We start from the raw sequence: 19530 nt of genomic DNA on the forward strand, positions 1-19530 counted from the left end.
ATCGCAGCCACCCTCAACAAGCGCCCACGCCCTACCCTCGACCTACAGACACCAGCCCAAGCGCTGGCCGAGCTGCTCGCCAACCCGGCAGCGGCATGAACCGTTGCCTAGACCGATTGACCCTGCCCGGTCATGAAGTGCCAAAGTCCCCGGTTAAGCGGGGACTCATCCAACTCCATTCGCACCCACTTGATAAAAAGGCAGTCTTGACTGTTTGTTCGTTGGCCCTCACGATGTAGTGGTGACGACGACGCGCATCCCGCAGGAGGAGCGGACTCGCGCCATGCGGCTCCGGCTGCTGGAGGCGACCGTCGAGTGCCTGGTCGAGCGGGGCTACGCGCGTACGTCGACGACGCTGGTCAGCGAGCGCGCCGGCGTCTCGCGGGGCGCCCAGCTGCACCACTTCCCCACGAAGAACGACTTGGTCGTGGCAGCTGTCGAGCACGTCACCCGCCTCCGGGGCGAGGAACTGCTCGCCAGCCTGTCCGAGTCGAGTGATGAGGTGGCTCCTTCTGCGGAAGCGCGAATCACTCGACTGCGCCGAGTGGTGCAGCTCCTCGGCGACCACTTCAGCTCACCCGTCTTCATGGCCGCGCTCGAGCTGTGGGTTGCCGCCCGGACCGACGAGGCACTGCTGGCCGCGGTGCAGCCCCTGGAGGCGCGGGTGGGGCGCGAGGCCCACCGGCTCACCGTCGCCGCACTCGGGGCGGACGAGTCGCGGCCCGGAGCGCGCGAGCTCGTGCAGGCGACCCTCGACCTCGTGCGTGGCCTCGGCCTCGCCAACAGCATCTCCGACGACGCCGGCCGGCGTCGTCGCATCCTCGACCACTGGGCCGACGTCCTGGACCGGGAGCTGGATTCACCCCACGACGTTCCCGATCTCCTCCGCTCCGCTCCTCCGATCGATAGCGCCGCAGGGACCCCGACATGACCGCGAGCCGTCCGTGCGCCACCGAACAGTCCGGGGGTCGAGAGATCCGTCGGGCCCCCCGACTGTTCGGTAACGCCAGCATCCGACAGGGGGTACGCCGATGAGTGACGTGCTCACAGAAGTCCTCGACGACCTGACGGGCGAGGGCGACGCGCTCGAGGCCCTCGTCGCTGATCTCGACGCGGAGGCCTGGCGCACGCCGACCCCTGCGCCCGGCTGGGACGTCGCGACCCAGGTCTCCCACCTCGCGTGGACCGACGAGGTCGCGGTCCTGGCGGCGACCGACAAGGACGGCTGGGACGTCGTCGTCCTGCGCGCCATGGCCGACCCCGCCGGGTTCGTCGACGCCGAGGCGATCGCCGGTGCCGAGGTCGAGCCCGCGGAGCTGCTGGCCCGCTGGCGGTCGGGGCGCCGGTCCTTGGTGAGCACGCTTGCGGTGTACGGCGCAGGAAAGATGCCGTGGTTCGGACCGCCGATGTCGGCGACCTCCATGGCCACGGCGCGCCTGATGGAGACGTGGGCGCACAGCCTGGACGTGCACGAGGCCCTGGGCACAGAGCTGGCGCCGACCGCACGCCTGCGCCACATCGCGCACCTCGCCGTACGCACCCGCGACTTCGCCTTCATGACGAACTCGCTCCCCGCGCCGGCCGAGCCGTTCCGGATCGACCTGGTCGCGCCGGACGACGACGTGTGGACGTTCGGGCCGGAGGACGCTGCGCAGACGGTGACCGGGTCGGCGCTCGACCTGTGCCTGCTGGCCACCCAGCGCACCCACCGAGCCGCGACCGACCTGAACGCTTCCGGCCCCGACGCCGACCGCTGGCTCGACATCGCGCAGTGCTTCGCCGGACCACCCGGCGCGGGACGGACCGCCACATGAGCGCCCCGATCCGGATCGGCAACTGTTCGGGCTTCTACGGCGACCGTCTCAGTGCCATGCGCGAGATGCTCGAAGGCGGCGAGCTCGACGTGCTGACCGGCGACTACCTCGCCGAGCTCACCATGTTGATCCTCGGCAAGGACACGATGAAGGACCCCTCCCTCGGCTATGCGCGCACGCACGTGCGCCAGCTCGAGGACTGCATGGGGCTGGCGCTCGAGCGCGGGGTGAGGATCGTGAGCAACGCCGGCGGCCTCAACCCGGCCGGCCTGGCCGAGAAGCTGCGCGAGGTCGCGGGCGGGCTCGGACTGGCGCCGAGGATCGCCCACGTCGCCGGCGACGACCTGCGCCCGCTGGGCCTGTGGGAAGGCGCCCTCACGGCCAACGCCTACCTCGGCGGGTTCGGCATCGCGGCCGCGCTGGGAGCCGGTGCCGACATCGTGGTCACCGGTCGCGTGACCGACGCCTCGCTCGTCCTCGGCGCCGCCGCTGCCCACCACGGGTGGGACACCGGAGACCACGACGCGCTGGCCGGCGCAGTGGTGGCCGGGCACGTGCTCGAGTGCGGCACCCAGGCCACCGGGGGGAACTTCTCCGGGTTCCTTTCGCTGCCCGACCGCGGTCGTCCGCTCGGCTTCCCGCTCGCCGAGATCGCCGTCGACGGGTCCTGCGTCATCACCAAGCACGACGGCACCGGCGGGGCGGTCAACCTCGACACCGTCACCGCCCAGCTGGTCTACGAAGTCCAGTCGGCGCGCTACCTCGGCCCGGACGTCACCACCCACCTCGACTCGATCACGCTCGAGCAGGTCGGGCCCGACCGCGTCGCGATCAGCGGCGTGCACGGCAGCGCGCCCCCCGAGCAGCTCAAGGTCTGCGTCAACGAGCTCGGCGGCTGGCGCAACTCGGTCGAGTTCGTGCTGACGGGGCTCGACGTCGAGGCCAAGGCCGACTGGGTGCGCGACCAGCTGACCTCGGCGCTCGCCACTCCACCGGCCGAGGTCACGTGGTCGCAGCCGATCGCCCCGAGGCCGGACGCCGATTCCGAGGAGACGGCGTCGGTGCTGCTGCGCTGCACGGTCAAGGATCCCCAGCCCGGCCCGGTCGGCAGGCCCTTCACCAGCGCCGCCGTCGAGCTCGCCCTGGGCTCCTACCCCGGCTTCACGATGACCGCGCCACCTGCGCCTGCGACGCCCTTCGGGATCTACCGGGCGGAGTACGTCGACCGTTCGGTCGTCGAGCACACGGTCGTCCACGCAGACGGGACCACGGAGGTCGTGGTGGACCCCCCGGTCTCCACCCTGCCCCCTGCCACCGACAGCGGGCAGCGGGAGTCGGCGCCCCCCGCCCCCGCTGACGTCCTCACCCGGCGGCTGGCGCTCGGGACGTTCGTGCATGCGCGATCGGGGGACAAGGGCGGCGACGCCAACATCGGATTGTGGGTCGCCCACGACGACCGACCGGACCTGTACGCCGACCGGGTCGCGTGGCTCGCCAAGCTGATCAGCGCACGCAAGGTCCGCGAGCTCGTGCCCGAGGCGGCCCACCTCGACATCGAGGTCCACGCGTTGCCCAACCTCGGGGCAGTCAACGTCGTCATCCATGGGCTGCTGGGCGACGGCGTCGCTGCGTCGACCCGCTTCGACCCGCAGGCCAAGGGCCTCGGCGAGTGGGTCCGGTCGCGCCATGTCTCGATCGAGGACGCACTCCTGTGACGGTCGAGCGCGTGGCCCTGCGCCAGACGGTCACCGAGTTCGTGCGTCGCGAGGTCACCCCCCACCTCCAGGCGTGGGAGGACGCCGGCGAGATCCCGCGCGAGCTCCACGTGAAGGCTGCCGAGCAGGGGCTGATGGGGATCGGCTTCCCCGAGCACGTCGGCGGGGAGGGCGGGGACCTCGCCGACACGGTCGCCGTGCAGGAGGCGTTCTTCGAGGCGGGCGCCTCCAGCGGACTCATGGCCGGGCTCTTCACCCACGGCATCGCGCTGCCCCACGTCGCCGCCAGCGGCAACACCGACCTCGTCGACCGGTTCGTGCGTCCCACCCTGGCCGGCGACACGATCGGCGCGCTCGCGGTCACCGAGCCGGGTGGCGGCTCCGACGTCGCGGGCATCCGCACCACCGCGGTCCGCGACGGTGATCACTACGTCGTCAACGGCGCCAAGACCTTCATCACCTCCGGGGTGCGCGCCGACTTCGTGACCACGGCCGTCCGCACAGGCGGACTGGGCCACGCCGGCATCAGCCTGCTCGTGGTCGAGAAGGGCACGCCCGGCTTCACCGTCGACCGCTCGCTGGCCAAGATGGGCTGGCACTGCAGCGACACCGCCGAGCTGTCGTACGTCGACGTGCGGGTCCCCGCCGCCAACCTGGTCGGCGGGGAGGACTCCGGCTTCTACCTGATCGCTGCGCAGTTCGTCGTCGAGCGCATCGCCCTCGCGGTCCACGCCTACGGCATCGCGGCTCGGTCGTTGAGCCTCGCTGCGGCGTACGCCCGTGAGAGGGAGACCTTCGGCCAGCCGCTCATCGCCAACCAGGTGGTGCAGCACACGCTCGTCGAGATGCACCGACAGGTCGAGGTGGCCCGCACCTACACGCACGCGGTGGTCGAGCGCCACCTCGCAGGAGACAACGTGATCGCCGAAGCGGCGCTCGCGAAGCAGACGGCCGTCGAGGCCTCGACCTACGTCTGCGACCAGGCCGTGCAGCTGCACGGCGGGACCGGCTACATGCATGGCTCCGAGGTGGAGCGGCACTACCGCGACGCCCGGATCCTGCCCATCGGAGGAGGAGCGACCGAAGTGCTCACAGACCTGGCTGCGAAGTTGTTGGGGTACACACCATGAAGCTGATCCCGTCCCTGGGCGACGAGGTGACCGTCTGGATGGACGCGTCGCCGGACGAGGTCTGGGAGCTCGTCAGCGAGGTGACCCGGATCGGCGAGTTCTCGCCCGAGACCTTCGAGGGCAAGTGGACGCGTGGATCGACCGGACCGGAGGTCGGCGCCTACTTCGCCGGGCACGTCAAGCGCAACGGCGTCGGGCCGACGTACTGGTCGCCGTGCCGCGTCACGAAGTGCGAGCCCGGGAAGGTCTTCGAGTTCTCCGTGGGCACGGACGCGGTCACCGCCAACAACTGGGGCTACCGGCTCGCGCCGAGCAAGGGCGGGACCGACGTGACGGAGTACTTCCGGCTGCCCAGCTCGCTGCCGATGATGGCCTACTGGCTCATGCTCGGTCACCTGCGCGGACGCACCAACCGCAAGGGGATGCGCACGACGCTCGATCGGATGAAGGCCGTCCTTGAAGCTGGTGCCGAGGCGTGAGCGCCACCAACCGCGAGGCGATGCTGGACAAGATCGCCGACCTCGACACCCAGCACGCGGCGGCGGTCGCCGGTGGTGGTGAGAAGTACGTCGAGCGCCACCACTCCCGCGGCAAGCTGCTGCCGCGCGAGCGGATCGAGCTGCTGATCGACCCGGGCTCGGCATTCCTCGAGCTGTCGCCGCTGGCGGGCTGGGGCTCCGACTTCAAGGTCGGTGCCTCGGTCGTCACCGGCATCGGGGTGATCGAGGGCGTCGAGTGCATGATCACCGCCAACGATCCGACGGTGAAGGGCGGCGCCTCCAACCCGTGGACGGTCAAGAAGGTGTTCCGCGCGTCGCAGATCGCCGAGGAGAACGGCTTGCCGTCGGTCTCGCTGGTGGAGTCCGGTGGTGCGGACCTGCCGACGCAGAAGGAGATCTTCATCCCCGGCGGCAAGCTCTTCCGCGACCTCACCCGGGCCAGCGCGCGCAAGGAGCCGACGATCGCGCTGGTCTTCGGCAACTCGACCGCCGGCGGTGCCTACGTCCCCGGGATGTCGGACTACACGGTCTTCGTCCGGGGCGCGGCCAAGGTGTTCCTCGGCGGACCGCCCCTGGTCAAGATGGCGACCGGTGAGGAGTCGGACGACGAGTCGCTCGGCGGAGCCGAGATGCACGCCCGGGTCTCCGGACTCGCCGACTACCTCGCCGAGGACGAGCTCGACGCGATCCGGATCGGTCGACGCATCGTCGCCCGGCTCAACTGGCGCAAGGCTGGCGCCCCGACGACCTTCGCCGAGCCCGACGCCGACCCCGAGGGCCTGCTGGACCTCATCCCCCAGGACCTCAAGGAGCCGTTCGACCCGCGCGAGGTGATCGCACGGATCGTCGACGGCCGCTCGGCCCGCAACGGCGTCGCCTTCGACGAGTTCAAGCCGTTGTACGGCACCAGCCTGGTCACCGGCTGGGCGCAGCTCCACGGCCGCCCCATCGGCATCCTCGCCAACGCCCAGGGGGTGCTGTTCAGCGAGGAGGCGCAGAAGGCGACGCAGTTCATCCAGCTCGCCAACCAGGTCGACACCCCGCTGCTCTTCCTGCACAACACGACCGGCTACATGGTCGGCAAGGACTACGAGCAGGGCGGGATCATCAAGCACGGCGCCCAGATGATCAACGCCGTCAGCAACTCACGGGTCCCGCACATCAGCGTGATCATGGGAGCGTCGTACGGCGCCGGCAACTACGGCATGAACGGCCGCGCCTTCGACCCGCGGTTCCTCTTCACCTGGCCCAGCGCGAAGTCGGCGGTCATGGGCCCCGCCCAGCTCGCCGGGGTCCTGGAGATCGTCGCCCGGGAGTCCGCAGAGGCCAAGGGTCAGACCTTCGACGCCGACGGCTTCGCCGGGATCAAGGAGCTCGTCGAGAGCCAGATCGAGGAGCAGTCGTTGCCCTACTTCCTGTCCGGGATGTTGTACGACGACGGGGTCATCGACCCCCGCGACACCCGCACGGTGCTCGCCATCTCTCTGTCGGTGATCGAGAACAGACCGATCGTCGGCACCGACCGGTTCGGGGTGTTCAGGACATGAGGGCAGGGGCAGGCATCAACCGGCTCCTCGTCGCCAACCGCGGCGAGATCGCCCGCCGGGTCTTCGCGACGTGTCGCCGGCTCGGGATCGAGACGGTGGCCGTTCACTCCGACGCTGACGCCGAGCTGCCGTTCGTCGCGGAGGCGGACGTCGCCGTACGCCTCGACGGCAACGCACCGAGCGAGACCTACCTCCGCGGCGACCTCATCATCGAGGCGGCTCGCAGGACCGGCGCCGACGCGATCCACCCCGGTTATGGCTTCCTCTCCGAGAATGCCGAGTTCGCCCGGGCGGTCGAGAAAGCCGGCCTCATCTGGGTCGGTCCGACCCCGGAGTCGATCGAGGCGATGGGCTCCAAGATCGAGGCCAAACGCCTCATGAAGGCCGCCGGCGTCCCGATCCTCGAGGCTCCGGCCTCTCCCACCGACAGCGACTTCCCCGTGCTGATCAAGGCCAGCGCAGGAGGCGGCGGACGCGGGATGCGGATCGTGCGCCGGGCCGAGGACCTCGAGGCCGAGCTCGCCACGGCCCGCGCCGAGGCGGCCAGCGCTTTCGGCGACGGCACGGTCTTCGTCGAGCCCTACGTCGAGCGCAGCCGTCACATCGAGGTGCAGCTCGTCGGGACGAGCGTGTACGGCGATCGCGACTGCTCGGTCCAGCGCCGGCACCAGAAGGTGGTCGAGGAGGCACCCGCACCCGGTCTTCGTGACGAGGTCCGCGCCGCGCTGCACGAGGCCGCGCACCAGGCGGCGGCCGCCGTGGACTATCGCGGCGCGGGCACGGTCGAGTTCCTCTACGACCCCGACACCGAGCGCTTCTTCTTCCTCGAGATGAACACCCGGCTCCAGGTGGAGCACCCGGTCACTGAGCTCGTGCACCACGTCGACCTCGTCGAGCTCCAGCTCATCGCAGCGGAGTCGGACTGGACGATGGTTTGGCCGGACCCTGTCGACGGGCACGCGATCGAGGTCAGGCTCTACGCCGAGGACGCGACGTGGACGCCCCAGTCGGGTCGACTCGTCACGCTGGACATCCCTGCCGACGCGGAGTTCGGGCCACTGGCGCGGGCCGGGATCAGGGTGGACTCGGGATTCCTGGGCGGCAACGAGGTCTCCACCCACTACGACGCGATGCTCGCGAAGGTCATCTCGTGGGCACCTACGAGGAGTCAGGCGATCCGCCAGCTGGTGACGGCCCTGCGCCGCGCCCGGATCCACGGTGTGGTGACCAACCGCGACCACCTCGTCGCGATCTTGGCGGCCGAGGAGTTCGCAGCCGCCGACGTGACGACGTCGTGGCTCGAGGGCACGGAGCTCGCGACCGCGACCCCGGACGTCCGCCTGGCCGCCGTCGTTGCGGCCATCGCCGGCGCCGAGGACACCGCGGCGCGTCGAACGGTGCAGCGGGGGATCCCGGTCGCGTGGCGCAACGTGGTCAGCCAGCCCCAGTCGACGACGTTCATTCACGACAATGAACCTGTCGAGGTGCAGTGGTTCGGTGCCCGACACGGCTACGTGGTCGACGGGCTGGCCGTCCTGGCTGCGTCGCCCGACGAGGTGGTGGTCGAGGTCGCGGGCGTACGCCGCAGCGCGCGCGTGACCCGCGACGGGACACAGGTCTTCGTGGACCTGCCCGGATCGAGCATCACCCTCACCGAGGTGCCGCGGTTCACCGACCCGGCGGACGCGATCGCGAGCGGCAGCCTCATCGCGCCGATGCCCGGCACCGTCGTCACCGTCGCCGTCACCGAGGGCGACGACATCGAGGCGGGCGCGGTCGTGCTCGTCCTGGAAGCCATGAAGATGCAGCACACCATCACCGCCCCCACCGCGGGCCGGGTCGCCCACTTCAACGTCCAGTCCGGTCAGCAGGTCGCCGCCGGCGACGTGCTCGCCGTCGTCGAAGGAGAAGAAGCATGAGCGCGTACACCCCAGCACAGTTCACCGAGAGCCCCGAACGCATCGAGCTGCGCAAGCAGGTCGCCAAGCTGGCCGGGAGGTTCGGCCGCGACTGGTTCACCGAGAAGGCGCGCGCGGGCGAGAAGACCACCGAGCTGTGGCTCGAGATCGGCAAGGCTGGCTACCTCGGCATCAACATCGCCGAGGAGTACGGCGGCGGGGGCGGCGGCATCGGCGACATCGCGGCTGTCTGCGAGGAGCTGTCCGCCCAGGGCTGCCCGTTGCTCCTGATGGTCGTCAGCCCGGCGATCTGCGGCACCATCATCGGCCGCTACGGCACGCCAGCGCAGAAGCAGCGGTGGCTCCCGGGTCTGTGCGACGGCACCGGGACGATGGCGTTCGCGATCACCGAGCCCGACGCCGGCACCAACTCCCACAACATCACCACGACCGCACGCCGCGACGGCGACGGCTGGGTCCTCAAGGGCCAGAAGGTCTACATCTCCGGCGTCGACGAGGCCGACAACGTCCTGGTCGTCGCCCGCGCGGAGGACGCCCGCACGGGCAAGCTCAAGCCCTGCCTGTTCGTGGTGCCGACCAATGCGCCCGGCTTCGAGTACTCCGCCATCGCAATGGAGATCGTCAGCCCGGAGCTGCAGTTCCAGGTCTTCATCGACGACGTCCGGCTCCCGGCCGACGCGCTCGTCGGCGACGAGGACGGCGGCCTCGTCCAGCTGTTCGCGGGCCTCAACCCCGAACGGATCATGGCGGCGGCCTTCAGCACCGGCCTGGCCCGTTTCGCGCTCGACCGCGCGGCGGCGTACGCGAAGGAACGCACCGTCTTCAAGGCCCCCATCGGCTCGCACCAGGCCATCGCCCACCCGCTCGCGCAGTCCCACATCGAGATCGAGCTCGCCCGGCTGATGACCCAGAAGGCGGCGGCGCTCTATGACGCCGGTGACGACATCGGCGCCGGCGAGGCGGCCAACATGGCGAAGTACGCGGCGGCCGAGGCGGCCTGCGACGCTGCCGACCGGGCCGTCCAGACCCACGGTGGCAACGGCATCACCCAGGAGTACGGCATGGCCGGACTGCTCGTTGCCACGCGTGCCGGCCGGATCGCGCCGGTGAGCCGGGAGATGATCCTCAACTTCGTCGCGATGCACTCCCTGGGGCTGCCGAAGTCCTACTGACGGTGCGGGTGCGCACGGCACGCGAGGCATGATGGGCCCATGAAGCCGACGAGCACGGCACTCCGGTGCACATGGGCCGTCATCCTCGTCGTGCTCGTCGGCGGGTGCGGATCGGAGTCGAGCGACCAGGCGAAGGAGCCCCGGGTGAGCAGCGAGTCCTCGTCCACGTCCCCGTCCGAGTCATCTTCGGAGTCCCCAGCTGAGCCAACGTCGGAGTCCCCGGAGCCGTCCGGTGCAGCGGCGAAGGCAGTGGCTGACCTGGCCACGCAGCTCGGGATCGATGCCGCCTCGGTCGAGGTCGTCGGGGACGAGCCGGTCACCTGGAGTGACGGCAGCCTGGGCTGTGCCGAGCGGGGGATGGCCTACACCCAGGCACTCGTCGAGGGCTCACGCATCACGCTGCAGGCCGAGGGCGTCTCGTACGAGTACCACACCGGCGGCTCGCCGGAGCCGTTCTGGTGCGAGAACCCGACCGAGTAGACGACGCAGACGTCACCAGGCGGAGGCGGCCCGGTGGGTGGCCCCACACTCGTCGTCAGGGACCAGGACGATCCACAGGCCGACCAAGAACTCGCCGATGCACAGGCAGCGGGTAGCTGGCATCACTGATCATCGCCCGTCGAGTCGGGCGGGTCTGCGGGAAGCAGGCCGGTGACGCCCGACTCAACGAGCGTAAGCGGATGTCTCGGTGCGCACTGGGGAATCCGGCAATCGTGAGGGGCTGGTCCAGACGGCCCAGAAGCGACTGTCGGTCCACCGTGGCAGGCTTGCCTCCATGGCGCCGAAGGACCGTCCCCTCGTGCCCGAGGAGTGGGTGCTGCGCCTCGACGCGATCATGAGCCGGTTCCCCGGCTGCGCGCAGGAGCCGGCCTGGGTCGGCACGCGGTGGCGGGTCGGGTCGGCGACGGTCGCGCACGTCTTCGGTGGCGAGGACCAGCTCTTCCGGATCACCTTCCGCGCGGAGCCTGACGAGGTCATCGCCTTCGAGCACCTGGGAGACCCCTACTTCCGCACCGGCTGGGGCGGCAACGTGGTCGGCCTCCTGCTCGACGACGACACCGACTGGAGCGAGCTGGCCGAGGTGCTGACGGACTCCTACTGTCTGCAGGCGCCCGCGCGGCTGGCCGCGCAGGTGGAGCGCCCGGCCTGAGGCAGACCCGGGTCGAGGGCCTCCTGCGGGCTCAGCTGCACGGAATCACGCCAACCGTTGCGACGTGGCTGGCGGGTCGGGCGCCCAGGCGCCATGCTGTCCCCCGTGTACAAGGTCTACGCGCTGCTGTCGATCGTCAGCCTCATCATGATGATTTGGTGCCTCATCGAGGCGGTCTCCACCGACGAGTCGCGGATCCGCAACCTGCCGAAGCTGTGGTGGATCCTGCTGATCCTGTTCTTCCCGCTCGCGGGATCGATCGCCTGGCTGGCGGCTGGGCGGCCCGAAGCCTCCCGGCCGCGGCCCGGGGCAGCCCCGGCCTTCCCGGAGTACGACCGCCCCGGTCGCGCCGTCTCCAGCGACCCGGCGAAGGACGAGGACTTCCTGAAGCAGGTGCGAGAGCGGGCCGAGCAGCAGCGGCAGCGCTACGAGCAGCAGAAGAAGCAAGAACGAGAGCAGGGACAGACCGACGCCGAATAGGGCGCGTGCGGTCCGGCCCGGAGGGTTCTTGGAACCGCGCAGCATGATGGTTGTGTGTTCAAGTTCTCCATCCTGCTGGGGGTCCTCTCCCTCGCCCTCACCGTGTGGTGTCTGGTCGAGGCGGTCTCCGCCCCCGAGTCGCGCGTTCGCCGGCTCCGCAAGCCTCTGTGGATCATCGGCATCCTGTTCCTGCCGGTCATCGGTCCGATCGCCTGGCTCCTGATGGGCCGGCCCTCATTGGCGGTGGAGCGGGCCGCCGCCGCGGCTGACTTCGCGGAGTTCGAGCGGCCTGGTCGTCTCGACCCGACCAAGCCGGACGATCCGGTCAAGGACGAGGCCTACCGCGAGCTGCTGCGCAGGCGCGCGGAGGAGCAGCGCCGCCGCTACGAGCAGCAGAAGAAGAAGCCGGGGGAGCCCCAGTCCGAGTGAACCCGACCCTCACGTGCGCAGTCACATGCGCAGGGGCACGAACCGGTAGCGCCCGTGCTCGGACACGACTCCACCCGGGTTGGTGACCCGCAGCATCGTCCCGGCGACCGGGAGGACCAGGACCCCGTCGTCGGCGAGCTGACCCACGAGCTCGTCGGGCAGGTGCCGGGCTTCGGCTGAGACCAGGATCCGGTCGTACGGCGCACTGTCGGGCACACCCAGGACGCCGGTCTGTGCCTGCCCGATCCGCGCCCAGGGCTGGTCGGTGGCCGCCAGGTTGGCCGCTCCCAAGGCGACCAGCTCCGGCTCGAGCTCGACTCCCACGACCTCGCCTGCCGACCCGACGAGGTGTGCCAGCAGAGCCGTCGTCCAGCCCGACCCGGTGCCGACGTCGAGCACCCGTTGCCCCGGGCGCACGTCCAGCAGCCGGAGCATGTCGTCCACCGTGCGGGGTTGGGAGTTGGTCTGGCGCGCGGCGATCGGCAGCGGTCCGTCGTGCGCAGCGCGGTCGCGCACCGCGCTGGGCAGGAACCCGGCACGCGGGTGGGCCGCGAAGGCGGCCTCGACGGCGTCCATCCCGCTGATTGTGCCCCTCTTCGCTGGCGCCGGTCACGCGAACTGGCGGCGGCCGACACCCGAGGTGGGGCCAATCACGCGAACTGGCGGCGGCCGACACCTAGGGCGGCGGATCAGTTGTCGTGCGCCGCCAGTTGCCGGACCGCCCCGCGGGCACCAGATCAGCCGCGCGGCGGCTCTCCTGCTTAGCCGCGCGGCGGCTCTCCTGTTTAGCCGCGCGGCGGCTCTTCTTGCTTAGCCGCGCGGCGGCAGCGGGACGAGCATCGAGGTGCGGGCGGCGTACTCCGGATATCCCGGCCGCTGCATCATCGTCCGCTCCAGCAGTCGGGCCCCGGTCGCGAACGCCAGGAAGTAGGTCATCGCCACCGGGGCGATCACGGTGAGCAGACCGGGGAGCCAGCCGAGCGAGAGGGCGCCGGCGGTCCAGATGCCCCACCAGATGCACATGTCGCCGAAGTAGTTGGGGTGCCGCGTGTAGCGCCACAGGCCGGTCTGCATCACCTGCGGCTTCTCGCCCTTCGGCAGTGCGCGGTAGGCCGCGAGCTGCGCGTCGCCGACCGCCTCGAAGACAAGGCCCACCAGCCAGACGGCCACGCCGACGCCGACCAGCCACCGCCAACGGACGTCGTAGGCGGCCGCAGTCTGCAGCGGCAGCGAGACCAGGAACACCGCGAAACCCTGCACCACGAAGACCTTGCGGATGACGGTGCCGAACCCTGCGTCCCCGAGCATCTCGGCGTAGCGCGGGTCCTCGCCGTGGCCGCGTGACCGGCGGTGGATGTGGAGCGCGAGGCGACCGCCCCAGATCGCGACCAGCAGCGCCAACAGCCAGGAGAGCCACTGTCCGGAGGCGACGGCGAGCACAAGAGCGACCGCGACGAAGGCCAGCCCCCACGCCACGTCGACCACCGAGACACGACCCACCCGCCAGCTGATCCACGCAGTGAGCCCCATCGCCACCACGCAGACCGCCAGCGCGATACCCGCACTGGCGGGCCAGCCGAGGTCCCCGAAGGGAGACCCCGTCAGTCCGCTCACCAGTGCCGCTGCGCCGGCAGCGAGTGGGCCGCGCCCGGGCGCACCGCGAGGATCTGGTCGACCCCCATGCGCCCGTCCCGGAAGGCCATCGAACCGCCGACGAGGTAGAGCCGCCACACGCGGACGACCTCCTCGCCGACCAGCTCGGTCAGCCGCGGCACGTTGGCCTCGAAGCGCTCGAGCCAACCCGCCACCGTGAGCACGTAGTGCTCGCGCAGTGCGTGCACGTCACGCACCTCGAGCCCTCCCCGCTCCAGGTGCGCGACCGTCTCTCCGACGGGGCGCATGTGCATGTCGGGGGCGATGAACGACTCGATGAACGGCCCGCCCCCAGGGTGTCGACCCGTCCGCGACATCTGCTGGACGAGGACGCGACCGCCGGGCCGAACCGCGCGCTGCAGCACCTTGACGTAGGTGGGGTAGTTGGCCTCACCGACGTGCTCACCCATTTCGAGGGATCCGACGGCGTCGAAGTGTCCGCGCTCGGGGACCTCGCGATAGTCCTGGAGCCGGATCTCGACGCGGTCGCCCAGCCCGCGCTCGGCGACGCGCGCGTCGATGAACTTCTTCTGCTCTGCGGCGATGGTCACGCCGACGACATTGGCCCCGAAGTGCTCGGCGGCGTGCAGCGACAGCGAGCCCCAGCCGCACCCCACGTCGAGCATCCGCATGCCCGGCTCGAGCCCGAGCTTGGTGCAGACGAGGTCCAGCTTGGCGCGCTGCGCGTCCTCGAGGGAGGTCAGCGCGTTCTCGTGGTAGCCGCAGCTGTAGGCCATCGACGGGTCGAGGATCGCGGCGTAGAACTCGTTGCTGAGGTCGTAGTGGTGACTGATCGCGCGGCGATCACGGATCGCGCTGTGCAGACGGCCCTTGACCCGCGCCTGGCTCGCCGGCAGCTTCGGCGGCAGTCCGAGCACGCCCAGGTCAGCGGCGGCGCGCAGGGCGTTGACGAGAGCGGCCGGTGATCGGCGTACGCCCTCGAGACCGCGCGCCTGGCCGACGGCGAACGCGTGGGTCAGCGCGGAGTCGAGGTCCCAGCCCTCCTGCTCGGGGACGTCGAGGTCGCCGGTGACGTAGGCCTGGGCGGCGCCGAGCTCTCCTGGGTGCCACAGGAGTCGACGCAGGGCGTCGGGGCTCCGGAGCACCACGAGCGGCGCATCCTCGGGGCCGGCGACCGAGCCGTCCCAGAGCTGGAGCCGCACGGGGAGGTCGCCGCAGATGAACGGGCGGGCCGCCTCGGCCAGGCGCTGCGCGACGCCGGCCGTGGTCAGGGCGGGACGCTCGCTGGTCGCGGTCATCGGGCGTCGGCCTTGACGAAGGTCAGCTGCTGGACGTTGATGTAGCCGCTCGCGAAGCCGGCTCGGGAGTACTCGAGGTAGAAGTGCCACATCCGCATGAAGAGGTCGTCGAAGCCGAGAGCCAGGACCGCCTCGCGCTGCGCGAGGAAGCGCTCGTCCCATCGGCGCAACGTCTCCGCGTAGTGGCTGCCCATCTCCAGCAGGCCGGTGCGGCGGAGGGCCGTCTGCTCCTCGGTGATCTCGTCGATGACCTGCACGCTGGGCAGGAAGCCGCCCGGGAAGACGTATTTGTTGATCCACGTCTCGGTGCCCTGCGTGGCCAGCATCCGGTCGTGCGGCATCGTGATCGCCTGGATCGCGACCCGGCCTCCGGGGGCCAACGCATGGTCGAGCGTCTGGAAGTAGGTGCCCCAGAACTCGTGGCCGACAGCCTCGATCATCTCCACGCTGACGATGGCGTCGTACGCCGAGGCGAACCCCGGCTCCGCGAGCGCGCGGTAGTCCTGGAGCTCGATCCGCACGAGGTCCGAGCAGCCGGCAGCAGCCACGCGTCGCTCCGCGAGCTCGAGCTGCTCCACGGACAAGGTGATGCTGTGCACCGAGGCGCCGCGGCGTGCCGCGCGGATGGCGAGCTCGCCCCAGCCGGTGCCGATCTCCAGGAGTCGGGTGCCGGCAGTGACGCCCGCCTCGTCGAGGAGGCGGTCGATCTTGCGACCCTGGGCCCCGGCGAAGTCGGAGCCGTGGCCCTGCCCGTCGCCGACCGCCGTGTCGTCGCCTTCCGGCGAAGTGGCGAGCAGGTGGCCTGGGTTGTCGGGGCCCCCGCGACCGGCCACGACGGAGGTGTCGAACAGGGCCGACGAGTAGCTCAACGTCTCGTCGAGGAAGAGCGCGAAGAGCTCGTTGGACAGGTCGTAGTGGTGCGAGATGTTGGCCTGGGTGTTGTCGGTGGTGCCCCGGTGGTGGCCCGGCGTGCGGTGCGTCACGAGGGTGCGAGCCCGCTGCAACGGCTCCGGGATCAGGGTCGCGATGCGGGCGGCGGGGATCGTGAGGAACTCGGCGAGGTCGTCGGTGTCCCACGCGCCGGTGAGGTAGGCCTCGCCGAATCCGATCAGCCCGTCTCGGCCGACGCGTGCATAGAACTCGTCGGGGCGGTGGATCACCATGCGCGGGCCGCCGCGACCGAAGATGCGGCCGACACCGCGGCTGTTGGGTGCCTCCTCGACGCTGACGTCCAGACGACGGATGGCAGCGGTGAAGAGCCGACGTGCGATCGCAGCGGAGACGGCCGTGCGCGCGCCCGTGGGCACCGGCTCGAGCGCCGGCAGGCGGGACGTCGCGCCGTCGCCGATGATGTCGGCGTCGGTGTGAGGCGCGAGGCCGGTTGTCGGCTCGTTGCTGGGTCGGGACTGGAGGCTGGTCATCGGACACCTTCCTGGTGGTGGGGCCCCCGAGAGTGGACTTGAAGACGGCGCGCCCAGAGCCAGATGCCGTGGGCACGGATCAGGGCACTGCCGCGCAGGGCGGCGCCGGCGCTGCGCCATACGCCGGGAGACTCGACGCGCTCGCCGCTGACCCGCGCGCTGAACGGCTGGCCGTCGGCGGTGTGCAGGGTCACGGCGACGTCGATGCGGTCAGTGGGGATGGGCACGGCGATCTCGTAGTGCCCGTCCACGCCGTGGAAGGGCGAGACGTACATCGCCTTGTCCGTGCGAGCACGACCTTGCCCGTCGGGGTGCACGAGGTAGGCGTGGCGGTCGCCGTACGTGTTGTGGACCTCGACCACGACCGCAGCCTGGGCGCCGGCCGAGTCGAAGCACCAGAACACCGAGATGGGATTGAAGGAGTAGCCGAGCGAACGCGGGTTGGCCGCCATCAGGATGCGACCACCGTCGAGATCGACTCCGCTCGCCGCGAGGAACGCCTCGACGTTGGCGCGGATCGAGGCGTCCGGCGACCCGAGGTGGTCGCGCGCCTCGAAGCTCGCCAGCGTGGTGCCGCTGGGAAGGTCGTCGAGGTCGACGAGCCACAGGTGGGACCGGTGCTCGAAGGTGCGCTTGATGGGCGTACGCCGCGTGTGCGTGATCGTCGTCCGGAACAGCCCGGGCTCGACCCGCGCGGCGGCGGATCCCGCAGCCGGCCAGGTCAGCCCGAGCCGATGGGCGGCCGCAAGTCCCGAGCGCGCACCGTCCTCGTGGAACCCCCACCCGTGGTAGGCGCCGGCGAAGGCGACCCGGTCGGAGCTGATGGACGGGAGCCGCTGCTGCGCGGCCACGGAGGCCGGGGTGTACAGCGGGTGCTCGTACTCCATCCGGTCGATCACGGTCGCGGGGTCCACGAGGTCCTCGCCGCCCAGGGTGACGAGGTAGTGCGTCTCGGTGGGCAGCCGCTGCAGGCGGGTGAGGTCGTAGGTGACCGTCACCTGTCCGGTGGCCTCGGCCGGTCGCTGGAAGTTCCAGCTGGACCGTGCGTTGGCGGCCCGCGGTAGGAGCGAGATGTCGGTGTGCAGCAGGGCGGTGTTGGCCGAGTAGGGGAGCGCGGACAGCACCTCGCGCTGGTCCGTCGTCGGCGACTCGAGCATCGTGAGCGCCTGCTCGGGGTGTACGGCGATGACGACCGCGTCAAAGGTGTGGAGGCCGCCGTTGCTGTCGGTGATCTCGACACCGTGCGCGACCTCACGGACAGAGGTGACCTTGGTGCCGGTGCGGACGGACTGGATGTGGGCGGCCACCGCGGCGACGTACGTCCCGGACCCGCCCGTCACGGTGCGCCACTGGGGCGAGCCGAAGACGCCGAGCATCCCGTGGTGCTCGAGGAAGGTGAAGAGGTAGCGCGCGGGGTAGTCGAGCGACGTCTCCGGGGCGCACGACCACACGGCCGCCACCATCGGCTCCATGAAGTGGTGCACGAAGTGCTCACTGAAGCCGCCAGCGGTGAGGAACTCCCGAAGCGTCTGGTCGGTGGCCACGTCGTACGACGCCCCATCACCAGACAGGCCGGCTGACCCCCCGGACGCGAGCACTGCGCGTGCCCGACGGTGGAAGCGCGGGATCTCGGCGAGCATCCGCCAGTGCGCCGGTGAGGTGACGGCCGCCTTGGTCGGGAACAGCCCCCGGGCGCCGAGCGCGCCGGCGAACTCCACGCCGGTCCCCCGGTCGGAGACCGACAGCGACATCTCGGAGGCTTGCGTCGCGATGTCGAGCTCGGCGAAGAGTCGCAGCAGGGTGGGGTAGGTGCGCCGGTTGTGCACGATGAAGCCGGTGTCGATGTGCAGCGTCCCCTCGGGGGCGTCGACGACGTGGGTGTCGGCGTGGCCGCCGAGGCGGTCGTCGGCCTCGAACAACGTCACGGAAGCGGTGCGCGAGGCGACGTAGGCCGCGGTCAAGCCAGCCACACCGGAGCCGACGACTCCGATGCGGCGGTGCTCGGTGGTCATGTCGCTTGGGAGAAGTCGAAGACGGCGACGATGGGCAGGGTGGGCTCGTCGAGCGGCTCGCCTTCGGGCTCGATCGTGATGCCGGCGGCCTTGGTGGTGCCGGCTTCACCCTCGAGGACGATGGTCGCGTTGGGCTCGTCGGGCATCGGTCCGACCGGGAGCATCTCGCCCTCCGCCGACTGGAACCACACGACGAAGTCCTTCCCGAAGGGTGCCGGGGCCATGTCCTCGGTCGTGAGGACGGCCTTGCCGACGGACTTCGACCGGACGACGGTGGCACGGCCAGTGTCGCCGAGGTCGACCTCCACCCGTTGGGCGTCGGATGCCCGCAGGACCTGTTCGGCCACTGTCAGGTCCGATCTGTCTTCCGACGGTGCCCACGGCTGCCAGACAGCAGCTCCGACGCCGAGAATGGCGACAAGGGCCGCGGCGACCAGAAGTGGAAACCAGGCGGCTCGCCGAGACGGCGCGACGATGGGCGGAAGGGGACGGACCTGGGAGATGCCGGAGAGCACCGAGTCACGCAGGGATGAGGGAGGGCTGACGGCGGCGGACTCGGCGAGCATGGCCGTGGTCTCGCGCAGGTTGGCGACCTCGGTCCGGCAGTCGTCGCACTCGGCCATGTGGCGCTCGAAGGAGGCACGCTCGATGTCGTCGACCGCGTCCAGGGCGTACGCGCCCGTGAGCTTGTGGATGTCGCTCATGACCCAACTCCCATCGCGTCGCGCAACCGGATGAGTCCATCCCGGATGCGGGTCTTGGCTGTGCCGACAGGAACGTCAAGCATCGTTGCCACTTCTGTGTGCGTGTAGCCGCCGAAGAAGGCGAGCTCCACTGCTTCTCTTTGTACGTTGGTCAGACCGGCGACCGCAGTCCGGACCCGCTGGGCATCCAGCGAGGCGTGTGCGGCTTCGACGGTCGAGTCGTGCTCGACCGGCTCGGTCTCCCGGTGGTAGGTCGCGTCGCGAGCCGTGGCGGCCTCAGCGGAGCGGACCCGGTCGACCGACTTGCGGTGCACGATCGTCAACAGCCAGCCAGCGGCGCTCCCGCGGGCGGGATCGAAGCGACTGCTGGTGCGCCAGGCGTCGAGGTAGGCCTCTTGGACCACCTCTTCTGCCTGCGCGGGGTTGCGGACCACCCTCAGCGCCAAGCCGTAGGCACGAGCCGAGGTGAGGTCGTAGAGCTCGGCGAAAGCCGCCTCGTCGCCTCGGCTGGAGCGTTGCATCAACGAGGCGAGCCGTGCGGCTGCCCCGTCTGCGGGCTGGGAGCCCCCGGACGGGGTGCCCTCAGAGGGCACCCCGTCGGGAACTGGCTTCAGGTGATCCACGA

19 protein-coding genes are annotated in these 19530 nt (G+C 70.6%); 12 read left to right on the plus strand and 7 right to left on the minus strand.

The genetic code is table 11. From position 1 onward, the window contains the following. The first annotated feature begins 241 nt into the window (after positions 1–241). From VNJ48_RS11260 to VNJ48_RS11315, 12 genes are all read left to right on the plus strand, one after another. Positions 242–931: a TetR/AcrR family transcriptional regulator gene (locus VNJ48_RS11260; protein WP_325602090.1), complete on the plus strand. Its 690-nt coding sequence runs from the start codon at positions 242–244 to the stop codon at positions 929–931. 100 nt (positions 932–1031) lie between these two features. After that, positions 1032–1814, plus strand: a complete 783-nt coding sequence (locus tag VNJ48_RS11265; RefSeq protein WP_325602092.1) for a TIGR03084 family metal-binding protein — start codon at positions 1032–1034, stop codon at positions 1812–1814. Then, positions 1811–3529 (plus strand): acyclic terpene utilization AtuA family protein, encoded by a 1719-nt coding sequence (locus tag VNJ48_RS11270; protein ID WP_325602094.1) that lies wholly within the window; start codon positions 1811–1813, stop codon positions 3527–3529. The genes VNJ48_RS11265 and VNJ48_RS11270 overlap by 4 nt, the downstream gene beginning before the upstream one ends. Continuing rightward, positions 3526–4659, plus strand: coding sequence for an acyl-CoA dehydrogenase family protein (locus VNJ48_RS11275; protein ID WP_325602096.1), 1134 nt, complete (start codon positions 3526–3528; stop codon positions 4657–4659). Before VNJ48_RS11270 ends, VNJ48_RS11275 begins: the two co-directional genes overlap by 4 nt. Further along, positions 4656–5138, plus strand: a complete 483-nt coding sequence (locus VNJ48_RS11280; protein ID WP_325602098.1) for an SRPBCC family protein — start codon at positions 4656–4658, stop codon at positions 5136–5138. The genes VNJ48_RS11275 and VNJ48_RS11280 overlap by 4 nt, the downstream gene beginning before the upstream one ends. 20 nt (positions 5139–5158) lie before the next feature. Beyond that, on the plus strand, positions 5159–6706 hold the full coding sequence (locus VNJ48_RS11285; protein ID WP_325602159.1) for an acyl-CoA carboxylase subunit beta: 1548 nt from the start codon (positions 5159–5161) through the stop codon (positions 6704–6706). Further along, a complete protein-coding gene (locus VNJ48_RS11290; protein WP_325602100.1) occupies positions 6703–8625 on the plus strand; it encodes an acetyl/propionyl/methylcrotonyl-CoA carboxylase subunit alpha in 1923 nt (640 codons plus the stop codon). Before VNJ48_RS11285 ends, VNJ48_RS11290 begins: the two co-directional genes overlap by 4 nt. Next, a complete protein-coding gene (locus VNJ48_RS11295) occupies positions 8622–9797 on the plus strand; it encodes an acyl-CoA dehydrogenase family protein (RefSeq protein WP_325602102.1) in 1176 nt (391 codons plus the stop codon). The genes VNJ48_RS11290 and VNJ48_RS11295 overlap by 4 nt, the downstream gene beginning before the upstream one ends. Positions 9798–9836: 39 nt before the next feature. Further along, positions 9837–10277 (plus strand): hypothetical protein, encoded by a 441-nt coding sequence (locus VNJ48_RS11300; protein ID WP_325602104.1) that lies wholly within the window; start codon positions 9837–9839, stop codon positions 10275–10277. Positions 10278–10572: 295 nt separating this feature from the next. Continuing rightward, positions 10573–10947, plus strand: a complete 375-nt coding sequence (locus VNJ48_RS11305; protein WP_325602105.1) for an MmcQ/YjbR family DNA-binding protein — start codon at positions 10573–10575, stop codon at positions 10945–10947. 105 nt (positions 10948–11052) lie between these two features. Further along, entirely contained in the window at positions 11053–11427 is a 375-nt protein-coding gene (locus tag VNJ48_RS11310; protein WP_325602107.1) for a PLD nuclease N-terminal domain-containing protein, read from the plus strand. 54 nt (positions 11428–11481) lie between these two features. After that, positions 11482–11856 (plus strand): PLD nuclease N-terminal domain-containing protein, encoded by a 375-nt coding sequence (locus tag VNJ48_RS11315; RefSeq protein WP_325602109.1) that lies wholly within the window; start codon positions 11482–11484, stop codon positions 11854–11856. 21 nt (positions 11857–11877) lie between these two features. On the opposite strand, the gene VNJ48_RS11320 is transcribed toward VNJ48_RS11315, so the two are convergent. The 7 genes from VNJ48_RS11320 to sigK all read right to left on the minus strand — a co-directional run bounded on the left by VNJ48_RS11320 (position 11878) and on the right by sigK (position 19528). Beyond that, complete coding sequence (locus VNJ48_RS11320; RefSeq protein ID WP_325602111.1) at positions 11878–12432, minus strand: protein-L-isoaspartate O-methyltransferase family protein; 555 nt, start codon at positions 12430–12432, stop codon at positions 11878–11880. Positions 12433–12666: 234 nt separating this feature from the next. Then, complete coding sequence (locus VNJ48_RS11325) at positions 12667–13470, minus strand: DUF1295 domain-containing protein (protein WP_325602113.1); 804 nt, start codon at positions 13468–13470, stop codon at positions 12667–12669. Further along, positions 13467–14768, minus strand: a complete 1302-nt coding sequence (locus VNJ48_RS11330) for a cyclopropane-fatty-acyl-phospholipid synthase family protein (RefSeq protein WP_325602115.1) — start codon at positions 14766–14768, stop codon at positions 13467–13469. Before VNJ48_RS11330 ends, VNJ48_RS11325 begins: the two co-directional genes overlap by 4 nt. Continuing rightward, on the minus strand, positions 14765–16189 hold the full coding sequence (locus VNJ48_RS11335) for a class I SAM-dependent methyltransferase (RefSeq protein ID WP_325602117.1): 1425 nt from the start codon (positions 16187–16189) through the stop codon (positions 14765–14767). The genes VNJ48_RS11330 and VNJ48_RS11335 overlap by 4 nt, the downstream gene beginning before the upstream one ends. After that, positions 16186–18201: an FAD-dependent oxidoreductase gene (locus tag VNJ48_RS11340; RefSeq protein WP_325602119.1), complete on the minus strand. Its 2016-nt coding sequence runs from the start codon at positions 18199–18201 to the stop codon at positions 16186–16188. Before VNJ48_RS11340 ends, VNJ48_RS11335 begins: the two co-directional genes overlap by 4 nt. Then, complete coding sequence (locus tag VNJ48_RS11345) at positions 18198–18905, minus strand: anti-sigma factor (RefSeq protein WP_325602121.1); 708 nt, start codon at positions 18903–18905, stop codon at positions 18198–18200. The genes VNJ48_RS11340 and VNJ48_RS11345 overlap by 4 nt, the downstream gene beginning before the upstream one ends. Further along, positions 18902–19528: an ECF RNA polymerase sigma factor SigK gene (sigK, locus tag VNJ48_RS11350; protein ID WP_325602122.1), complete on the minus strand. Its 627-nt coding sequence runs from the start codon at positions 19526–19528 to the stop codon at positions 18902–18904. Before sigK ends, VNJ48_RS11345 begins: the two co-directional genes overlap by 4 nt. Positions 19529–19530: the final 2 nt, after the last annotated feature.

The organism is Nocardioides sp., assembly GCF_035576065.1.
GTDB lineage: Bacteria > Actinomycetota > Actinomycetes > Propionibacteriales > Nocardioidaceae > Nocardioides.

Bases quoted from the DNA above. Each gene is read 5' to 3' on its own strand.
- VNJ48_RS11265 (WP_325602092.1), top strand. From the start codon at position 1,032: ATGAGTGACGTGCTCACAGAAGTCCTCGACGACCTGACGGGCGAGGGC.
- VNJ48_RS11270 (WP_325602094.1), top strand. From the start codon at position 1,811: ATGAGCGCCCCGATCCGGATCGGCAACTGTTCGGGCTTCTACGGCGAC.
- VNJ48_RS11280 (WP_325602098.1), top strand. From the start codon at position 4,656: ATGAAGCTGATCCCGTCCCTGGGCGACGAGGTGACCGTCTGGATGGAC.
- VNJ48_RS11285 (WP_325602159.1), top strand. From the start codon at position 5,159: ATGCTGGACAAGATCGCCGACCTCGACACCCAGCACGCGGCGGCGGTC.
- VNJ48_RS11290 (WP_325602100.1), top strand. From the start codon at position 6,703: ATGAGGGCAGGGGCAGGCATCAACCGGCTCCTCGTCGCCAACCGCGGC.
- VNJ48_RS11295 (WP_325602102.1), top strand. From the start codon at position 8,622: ATGAGCGCGTACACCCCAGCACAGTTCACCGAGAGCCCCGAACGCATC.
- VNJ48_RS11300 (WP_325602104.1), top strand. From the start codon at position 9,837: ATGAAGCCGACGAGCACGGCACTCCGGTGCACATGGGCCGTCATCCTC.
- VNJ48_RS11305 (WP_325602105.1), top strand. From the start codon at position 10,573: ATGGCGCCGAAGGACCGTCCCCTCGTGCCCGAGGAGTGGGTGCTGCGC.
- VNJ48_RS11320 (WP_325602111.1), bottom strand. From the start codon at position 12,432: ATGGACGCCGTCGAGGCCGCCTTCGCGGCCCACCCGCGTGCCGGGTTC.
- VNJ48_RS11330 (WP_325602115.1), bottom strand. From the start codon at position 14,768: ATGACCGCGACCAGCGAGCGTCCCGCCCTGACCACGGCCGGCGTCGCG.
- VNJ48_RS11335 (WP_325602117.1), bottom strand. From the start codon at position 16,189: ATGACCAGCCTCCAGTCCCGACCCAGCAACGAGCCGACAACCGGCCTC.
- VNJ48_RS11340 (WP_325602119.1), bottom strand. From the start codon at position 18,201: ATGACCACCGAGCACCGCCGCATCGGAGTCGTCGGCTCCGGTGTGGCT.
- VNJ48_RS11345 (WP_325602121.1), bottom strand. From the start codon at position 18,905: ATGAGCGACATCCACAAGCTCACGGGCGCGTACGCCCTGGACGCGGTC.